General features: G+C 58.3%; 7 protein-coding genes and 1 pseudogene. 2 read left to right on the forward strand and 6 right to left on the reverse strand.

The genetic code is table 11. The features are described from left to right. Positions 1-258 precede the first annotated feature (258 nt). From SLW75_RS19220 to SLW75_RS19240, 5 genes are all read right to left on the reverse strand, one after another. Positions 259-1752, reverse strand: a complete 1494-nt coding sequence (locus SLW75_RS19220) for an acetyl-CoA hydrolase/transferase family protein (RefSeq protein WP_192130535.1) — start codon at positions 1750-1752, stop codon at positions 259-261. A gap of 186 nt (positions 1753-1938) precedes the next feature. Then, complete coding sequence (locus tag SLW75_RS19225) at positions 1939-3384, reverse strand: NAD(P)(+) transhydrogenase (Re/Si-specific) subunit beta (RefSeq protein ID WP_065987891.1); 1446 nt, start codon at positions 3382-3384, stop codon at positions 1939-1941. Further along, positions 3384-3704, reverse strand: coding sequence for an NAD(P) transhydrogenase subunit alpha (locus SLW75_RS19230; protein ID WP_065987890.1), 321 nt, complete (start codon positions 3702-3704; stop codon positions 3384-3386). Before SLW75_RS19230 ends, SLW75_RS19225 begins: the two co-directional genes overlap by 1 nt. A gap of 11 nt (positions 3705-3715) precedes the next feature. Then, positions 3716-4837, reverse strand: a complete 1122-nt coding sequence (locus SLW75_RS19235; RefSeq protein WP_410935175.1) for a Re/Si-specific NAD(P)(+) transhydrogenase subunit alpha — start codon at positions 4835-4837, stop codon at positions 3716-3718. A gap of 425 nt (positions 4838-5262) precedes the next feature. Further along, positions 5263-6159, reverse strand: coding sequence for a LysR family transcriptional regulator (locus tag SLW75_RS19240; protein WP_410929788.1), 897 nt, complete (start codon positions 6157-6159; stop codon positions 5263-5265). 173 nt (positions 6160-6332) lie between these two features. On the opposite strand from SLW75_RS19240, the gene SLW75_RS19245 reads away from it, so the two are divergent. Both SLW75_RS19245 and SLW75_RS19250 read left to right on the forward strand, forming a co-directional pair. Next, positions 6333-7514: an acyl-CoA dehydrogenase gene (locus tag SLW75_RS19245; protein ID WP_410935176.1), complete on the forward strand. Its 1182-nt coding sequence runs from the start codon at positions 6333-6335 to the stop codon at positions 7512-7514. 10 nt (positions 7515-7524) lie between these two features. After that, entirely contained in the window at positions 7525-8745 is a 1221-nt protein-coding gene (locus SLW75_RS19250) for a CaiB/BaiF CoA transferase family protein (RefSeq protein ID WP_410935177.1), read from the forward strand. Between the two features lie 83 nt (positions 8746-8828). On the opposite strand, the pseudogene SLW75_RS19255 reads toward SLW75_RS19250, so the two are convergent. Beyond that, positions 8829-9041: pseudogene (locus SLW75_RS19255) on the reverse strand (hypothetical protein); the annotation flags it as partial.

The following is a 9041-nucleotide window of genomic DNA, read 5'->3' on the forward strand; positions in this document are numbered from 1 at the left end:
TCTCATTGCCCTTCTCTCTCTAGACACAGTTCATTTGTATTGTGCTGCTCCAGTTAACTGTTAAAGACCACTGTTTTGTTCGGAAGTGGGGCAACTGTACGGGTCTGCACCAGAAGTGTGCTTTTTGGATACTCGCACGGATGATTTGCGGTTTTACATCAGCCAAATCACCCGTACAGCAGTACAGTTTTTGCCGGATTTGCGTTCAGTTCGCGAACTGTGACGACGAAAGGTCGCCGCCACGTTGAAACTGTGTGTTCAGATCGCCAACATGCGGCCGGTTTCTTCCAGGTTCAGGTGCCAACTGAGTGCGTCGCGCAGAACGTGCGGAGTGTGACCGCCAATTGCGCAGGCGCGGCGGAAGTAGTCATTCAGCGCCTCGCGATAGGCCGGGTGCACACAGTTGTCGATGATGACCCGGGCGCGTTCGCGGGGCGCCAGGCCGCGCAGGTCTGCCAGTCCGATCTCAGTCACCAGAATGTCCACGTCGTGCTCGGTGTGGTCTACATGGCTGACCATAGGCACCACACTTGAGATCGCCCCGGCTTTGGCGATGGACTTGGTCACGAAAATGGCGAGATGGGCGTTACGCGCGAAATCCCCCGAACCCCCGATCCCGTTCATCATCCGCGTGCCACCCACGTGTGTGGAGTTGACGTTGCCGTACAGGTCGAACTCCAGGGCGGTGTTGATACCAATGATGCCCAAGCGGCGGACAACCTCTGGATGGTTCGAGATTTCCTGAGGCCGCAATAACAGTCTGGATCTGTACTGCTCGAGGTTTTCATAGACCGCAGCATGCTTACGTTCCGACAGCGTCATGGAGCAGCCCGAAGCAAAATCCAGCTTGCCCGCCTCGAACAGGTCGAACGTTGAGTCCTGCAGCACTTCCGAATACATGGTCATGCCATGAAAGGGCGAATCGATCAGCCCTGTCATGACGGCATTGGCGATCGTGCCTACCCCGGCCTGCAGCGGCATCAGCTGATTGGTCAGGCGGTTCAGCCGCACTTCGTTCTTGAAAAACTCGACCAAGTGGCCCGCGATAGCCTGAGTGTCGGTGTCTGCCGGCAATACCGTCGACGGCGAGTCCGGTTGATTGCTGATCACGATCCCCACGATCTTGGCCGGATCGATCTTCACGGCCTGGCTGCCGATTCGGGTGTCCGTCTTCAGCACCGGGATCGGCAGGCGTGTTGGTCGGTAAGTGGGTATATAGATGTCATGCAGTCCCTCGAGCTCCAGAGGCTGGGCGAGGTTGATCTCGATGATCACGTGTTCAGCAAGGATGGCGAAACTCGCCGAGTTGCCAACGGACGTGCTGAGCACCAGGTGCCCTTCCTCGGTGATCGCCACACATTCAATCACGGCGATATCCACGGCCTTGATCTGGCGATTGCGCAACTGCTCGACGGTGTCCGACAGATGCTGGTCGATGAACATCACGGTGCCGTCGTTGATGGCCTTGCGCAGGGTGCTGTCGACCTGAAACGGCATGCGCCGGGAGAGCACGCCGGCTTCGGTGAGTTGCTTGTCCAAATCGTTGCCCAGGCTGGCGCCCGTCATCAGGCTGATCTTCAGCGGAACTGTCTTGGCGCGTTCAGCCAGCGCCTGGGGTACGGCCTTGGCTTCGCCGGCGCGGGTGAAGCCGCTCATGCCGACGGTCATGCCGTCCTTGATCAAGGAAGCGGCGTCGGCTGCGCTCATTATCTTGCTCATCAGCGAGGGCAGACGGATTCGTTCACGGTGCATGTTGTTTGATCTCATGACAAAGATGCGTGAGCGAAGTCTAGAGAGTTGAAGCTTGTTCGTCCCGCTACCAAGGTCGCAATAAAGGCTCTAATTGGCACCTCTGCGCGAGAAACACTTTTACCCAGGCTGTAAAAAACCCTCGACCACTGCCTGCGCCGAGGGTTGTTTTATTGCGGTTTGCAGCGGTTATTCGATCGCTTTGACCATGTCCTCAATAACCTTTTTGGCGTCACCAAAAACCATCATGGTTTTGTCCAGATAGAACAGTTCGTTATCCAGGCCTGCATAGCCGCTGGCCATGGAGCGCTTGTTGACGATGATGGTCTTGGCCTTGTACGCCTCAAGGATCGGCATGCCGGCAATCGGCGACTTTGGATCGTTCTTGGCCGCCGGATTGACCACATCGTTGGCGCCAAGCACCAGGACGACATCCGCCTGACCGAATTCGGAGTTGATGTCCTCCATCTCGAACACCTGATCGTAAGGCACCTCGGCCTCCGCCAGCAGTACGTTCATGTGCCCCGGCATCCGACCGGCCACCGGATGGATCGCGTACTTCACCGTGACGCCCGCGTGGGTCAGCTTTTCGGTCAGCTCTTTAAGCGCGTGTTGGGCTCGAGCGACTGCCAGCCCGTAGCCCGGCACGATGATCACGGTATCAGCGTTGGTCAGCAGGAAGGTCGCGTCGTCAGCCGATCCCGATTTGACCGGGCGGGCTTCCTTGGTGCCGCTCGCGGCACCGGCATCTGCTGCGCCACCAAAGCCGCCACCGATCACGTTGAAGAACGAGCGGTTCATCGCCTTGCACATGATGTACGACAGAATCGCGCCGGAGGAGCCAACCAGCGAGCCGGCGATGATCAGCATCGAGTTGTTCAGCGAGAAGCCAATACCCGCTGCTGCCCAGCCTGAGTAACTGTTGAGCATCGACACCACGACGGGCATGTCTGCGCCACCAATCGGAATGATCAGCAGCACGCCGATCACGAACGCGAGGATCAGCATGATGCTGAACGCGAACAGGCTGCCCGTCAGCATGAACGTGATGCCGAACAGCAGTGTTGCCAAGCCCAGAATCAGATTGAGTTTGTGCTGACCGGCAAACTGCACCGGCGCGCCCTGAAACAAGCGGAACTTGTACTTGCCCGACAACTTGCCAAAGGCGATGACCGAACCGGAAAACGTGATCGCCCCGATCGCCGCGCCAAGGAACAGCTCCAGGCGGTTGCCCGCAGGAATCGGATCGCCCAGGTGGTGAACGATGCCCAGCGACTGTGGCTCGACCACGGCAGCGATGGCGATAAACACGGCTGCCAGACCAATCATGCTGTGCATGAAGGCGACCAGCTCCGGCATCTTGGTCATCTCGACGCGCTTGGCCATGATCGAACCGGCAGTGCCACCGACCAGCAGACCGATAAGGATGTAGCCGATGCCTGCGCTGGCACCGTCGGTGGACAACGCGGCCAGTTTGAACACGAGTCCGATCGTGGTGAGAACAGCCAGCCCCATACCGAGCATGCCGAACAGGTTGCCTCGACGCGATGTGGTCGGGTGAGACAAGCCCTTCAGCGCCTGGATGAAGCAAATGGCCGAGACCAGGTACAGCAATGTGACGAGGTTCATGCTCATTACTTGGCTACCTCGTCTTTTGCCTTGGGCGCTTTCTTTTTGAACATCTCCAGCATCCGCCGGGTGACCAGAAAACCGCCGAAGACGTTAACGGCGGCCAGCGCGACGGCCAGTGTGCCCATGGTTTTGCCCAGTGGCGTTACTGTCAGCGCTGCGGCCAGCATGGCGCCGACGATGACGATGGCCGAGATAGCGTTAGTAACCGCCATCAACGGGGTATGCAGCGCAGGCGTCACGTTCCAGACCACGTGGTAGCCGACATAAATGGCCAGCACGAAAATGATCAGGTTGTAGATCCCGGGTGAGATGAACTCTTCCATTATTTTTATCCTCAGCCGTTCTTGCGGATGACTTGGCCATCGCGGCACATAAGGCACGCGGCAACGATGTCGTCTTCGAGGTTGATCTGGAACTGTCCTTCCTGGTTGAAGAGCAGCTTCATGAAGTCCAGCAGGTTGCGTGCATAAAGAGCAGACGCATCCGCCGCGACCATGGCAGGCAGATTCGTGTGGCCGACGATGGTTACGCCGTGCTCGACTACCACTTGGTCTGCTACTGTCAGCGGGCAGTTGCCGCCCTGCGCTGCAGCCAGATCAATCACCACCGAGCCGGGTTTCATCTGCGCGACCGTTTCAGCGCTCAACAGCACCGGCGCTTTGCGACCGGGAATCAGCGCCGTGGTGATCACGATGTCCGCCTGCCTGGCGCGCTCATGCACGGCCACTGCCTGACGCTGCATCCAACTGGCCGGCATCGGGCGGGCGTAACCGCCGACGCCCACGGCAGCCTCGCGCTCTTCGTCTGTCTCGTACGGCACGTCGACGAACTTGGCCCCTAGCGACTCGATCTGCTCCTTGACGGCCGGACGTACGTCGGAAGCCTCAATGACCGCACCCAGACGTTTGGCAGTGGCGATGGCCTGGAGCCCCGCAACGCCCGCGCCGAGAATCAGCACGCGCGCTGCTTTCACCGTACCGGCCGCTGTCATCAGCATGGGCATGAAGCGTGGGTAGTGATGCGCTGCCAACAGGACAGCCTTATAGCCGGCAATGTTGGCTTGGGAAGACAGCACGTCGAGGCTTTGCGCGCGCGAGGTGCGTGGCGCCGCTTCGAGGGCAAAGGCGGTGATCCCGCGCTCGACCAGCCTGGTGATCATGTCGTTATTGAAAGGATTGAGCATCCCGACAACTACTGCGCCGCTTTTGATCAGCGGGAGTTCAGCGTCGCTGGGAGCGCAGACCTTGAGAATGAGTTCGGCACCGAATGCATCGGCGGCGCTGCCCACCAAGGCGCCTGCTGCCTCATAGGCACTGTCGGTCACGCTCGCCGCAATGCCCGCGCCGTTCTGAACAGTTACTGTGTGGCCTTGGGCGATGAGCTTTTTGATGGTCTCGGGAGTGGCGGCGACCCGGGTTTCACCAAGCTGGGTTTCGAGGGGGACTCCAATGTGCACGTCAAATCTCCTGCGTGATCTTATTGTCTTTAATGAGGCCAGCGCGCTACGGCCCGGGGGCTGGAATTGCGATCACTATGCCCGTTAAAGCAGCCGGGCGCGGCATTTTGCAGGGGATGTCAGAGGCCTTCAAGGGTTTCTGTAACTGAACGAAAAATGTACTACAAGTCACCCTGTGACCGATTGACGCACTAAATCGCACAAGTGCCTGATGCTAATGATCTTTTATGAATTTTGAGTCTGCAGATAGCTTCCGACGACGAGGTTATCAAATGACCTAAAAACAGGCTGGAGGGCTCTATTCGTATGACTATTGGGGCGTTAGGGTCTGAGCTGAGAAGTGTGTCGTAAATGCGACAAATCAGGATATCTGTAGGTTTTGAGGTGTGAGCACTACATGAAATCTTCAAGACGCAGATGAGCGTTTAAGGCAGCGAGTAAGTGTCGGCCTGTTGAATCAGCCAGTCGCGAAACGCTTTCAGGGACGCCGATTCCGTTTTGCGCTCCGGAATCATCAAGTAGTACGCCTTGGTGCTCGAGAGATGGTGCGGGTTGGCAATCACCAGGCGCTTCTCGGCCAGTTCATGCTGAATAAGAAACGGCGGGATGAGCGCCACACCCATGTCGTGCATGGCGGCCTGCGCGAGCATTGAGAATAGCTCGTAACGGGGGCCTGTCATGTCGCGGGCCACGCCCATGTCCAGCGAGTTGAACCATTGCCTCCAGGCGTACGGCCGAGTGGTCTGTTGCAGCAGCGGCATCTCAGCCAGTTCTTGAGCGCTGATGCTGTGGCGTCCCCCAAGCAGCACGGGGCTGCAGACTGGCATCGGGTTTTCGCCCATCAGTCTGTGGGATTCGGTACCGGACCAGTCAGCATCCCCAAAATAGATCGCCGCGTCGAATTCGGTGTCCGCGAACAAAAAGGGGCGCGTGCGGTTGGTCAGGTTAATAGTGACGTCAGGGTGTTTCTTCTGAAAATCCTTCAGGCGCGGCAGCAGCCACTGCGTGCCGAATGTGGGTACCACCGCGAGTTCGATCACATTGACGCCCTGATGACCCATCACTGACAGGGTGTCGCGTTCAACGGCATCGAGTTGCGTCGCAATGCGTCGGCTGTAGGAAAGGCCCGCCTCTGTGAGCTTTACGCCCCGTCGCGAGCGTCGGAACAGGCCGACATTCAAGAACTCTTCCAGGCTGGCGATCTGTCGGCAGATCGCGCTCTGGGTCAGCGAAAGCTCTTCGGCCGCCTTGGTGAAGCTTTCGTGCCGCGCCGCTGCCTCGAAGCTTACCAACGCAGCGGTGCTAGGGATTTTACGGCGCATGTACCTTTGCCTCACACGGAAGGGCGGACAGACTGCTAATTGGTGTGCTTCGGAGTGAGAAATTAGCACAAGATGATGCGAAATCGTCGTTTGCTCCTTTGAAGGGTTCAGGCCTAGGCTCGCTCCATTACTTTTCCGGCAGGTCCGGAAGCGCATTGGGTGAGGAGAGAATCATGAGCGGCAAGGCAAGTTTCAGTTGGATCGATCCCCTGTTGCTGGACCAGCAACTCACCGAAGAAGAGCGCATGGTCCGCGACAGCGCCGAGCAGTTCGCCAGCGACAAACTGGCGCCGCGTGTGCTTGAGGCCTTCCGGCATGAAAAGACAGATCCAGCGATCTTCCGCGAGATGGGTGAGATAGGTCTTCTCGGAGCCATGATCCCGGAGCAGTACGGCGGTAGCGGTCTGAACTACGTGTGTTACGGCTTGATCGCTCGCGAGGTCGAGCGCGTTGATTCCGGCTACCGCTCGATGATGAGCGTGCAGTCCTCCCTGGTCATGGTGCCTATCAACGAATTCGGCACTGAAGCGCAAAAACAGAAGTACCTGCCAAAACTCGCCTCCGGTGAATGGATCGGTTGCTTCGGCCTCACCGAACCCAATCATGGTTCGGATCCGGGCGCGATGATCACCCGCGCGAGGACCGTTGAAGGCGGCTATCGACTGACCGGTAGCAAAATGTGGATCACCAATAGCCCGATCGCCGACGTGTTCGTTGTCTGGGGCAAAGATGACGCTGGCGACATCCGCGGCTTCGTATTGGAAAAAGGCTGGCAAGGCCTGACTGCTCCAGCGATTCACGGCAAAGTCGGCCTTCGCGCTTCGATCACCGGCGAGATCGTGATGGACAACGTGTTCGTGCCGGAAGAGAACATCTTCCCGGACGTCCGTGGTCTAAAAGGGCCCTTCACGTGCCTGAACTCCGCCCGCTACGGCATCTCTTGGGGCGCCTTGGGGGCTGCCGAGTTTTGCTGGCACACCGCGCGTCAATACACGCTGGACCGCCAACAGTTCGGCCGTCCGCTCGCAGCTAATCAGCTGATTCAGAAAAAGCTCGCAGACATGCAGACCGAGATCACGTTGGCGCTTCAAGGCTGCCTGCGTCTTGGCCGGATGAAGGACGAGGGCACCGCAGCCGTGGAAATCACCTCCATCATGAAACGCAACTCCTGCGGCAAGTCGCTGGACATCGCGCGTATGGCCCGTGACATGCTGGGCGGCAACGGCATTTCTGATGAGTTCGGTATCGCCAGGCATCTGGTCAACCTGGAAGTGGTCAATACCTACGAAGGTACTCATGATGTCCATGCGCTCATCCTGGGGCGCGCGCAGACCGGCATCCAGGCCTTCTATTAAGGAGCCTGCAATGGGCGCGTTATCGCATTTGCGTGTGCTGGACTTGTCTAGGGTGCTCGCCGGCCCGTGGGCAGGACAGATTCTGGCTGACCTGGGTGCGGAGGTGATCAAGGTCGAGCGCCCGGGCAATGGCGACGACACGCGCGCCTGGGGACCGCCCTTTCTGAAGGATCCGCGCGGAGAAAACACGTCCGAAGCTGCCTACTACCTGTCTGCCAACCGTAACAAACAGTCCGTCACCATAGACTTCACTCAGCCTGAAGGGCAGAGGCTGGTTCGGGAGCTGGCGGCGAAGTCCGATATCGTCATCGAGAACTTCAAGGTTGGCGGATTGAAGGCTTACGGTCTGGACTACGATTCGCTGCAGTTGGAAAATCCCAGGCTTATCTATTGCTCGATTACCGGGTTCGGTCAGACGGGGCCCTACGCCAAGCGGGCAGGTTACGACTTCATGATCCAAGGGCTCGGTGGGCTAATGAGCCTTACCGGCCGGGCCGAGGGTGAAGATGGCGGGGGGCCGGTCAAGGTCGGCGTGGCGCTGACGGATATTCTGACAGGGCTGTATTCGACCTCCGCGATTCTTGCTGCTCTGGCGCATCGGGATCAGGGAGGGGTTGGTCAGCACATCGATATGGCATTGCTGGATGTGCAGGTCGCCTGCCTCGCGAATCAGGCGATGAATTACCTGACGACAGGCGTCTCCCCAAGGCGACTGGGTAATGCTCATCCGAACATCGTGCCCTACCAGGATTTTCCCACTGCCGACGGCGATTTCATTCTCACGGTTGGGAACGACAGCCAGTTCCGCAAATTCGCAGAAGTGGCCGGGCAACCGCAGTGGGCCGTCGATCCGCGATTTGCGACTAATAAGCAGCGCGTGGCGCATCGTGCCGAACTGATCCCGCTGATTCGGCAGGCCACCGTCTTCAAGACCACGGCCGAATGGGTCATGGCGTTGGAGGGGGCTGGCGTACCGTGTGGGCCTATTAATGATGTCGCCCAGGTATTCGCAGATCCGCAGGTGCAGTTCCGCGGTTTGCAGGTGCACTTGCCGCATGCGTTGGGCGGGACGGTTCCTCAAGTCGCCAGCCCTATCCGTTTATCAGCGACGCCTGTTGAATATCGGCGTGCGCCGCCGTTGTTGGGAGAGCATACGTGGGAGGTTCTCACCGGCGTACTGGGCTTATTAGGCGCTGATGTGATGAAGCTGCGCGAAGCGGGTGTTGTTTAAGAGCTAATGCTCTGGCGGGTCTGATTGGCTGGTCTCTATATAAACAGAAGGAAGTACAGGATTTCATTGGAGTTTTAGCTTTTTCAGTAAAAGTTCAAATTAGGTGTTGACGCCCCTCTGGATCTGTCTATAATTCGCCCCACTTCCGGCGCAGACGAAACGGAAAACTCCTTGATAATCAAAGAGTTGGACGAAGTAAGCAGCGAGGAATGCTTCGGTTCAGATGCTTGAATCGACAGCGGTGAAAAAGGCAGTTGACAGCAGGTTGTAACGCTGTAGAATTCGCCTCCCGCTGA

It is taken from the genome of Pseudomonas sp. W5-01, assembly GCF_046540435.1.
Lineage (GTDB): Bacteria > Pseudomonadota > Gammaproteobacteria > Pseudomonadales > Pseudomonadaceae > Aquipseudomonas > Aquipseudomonas graminis_B.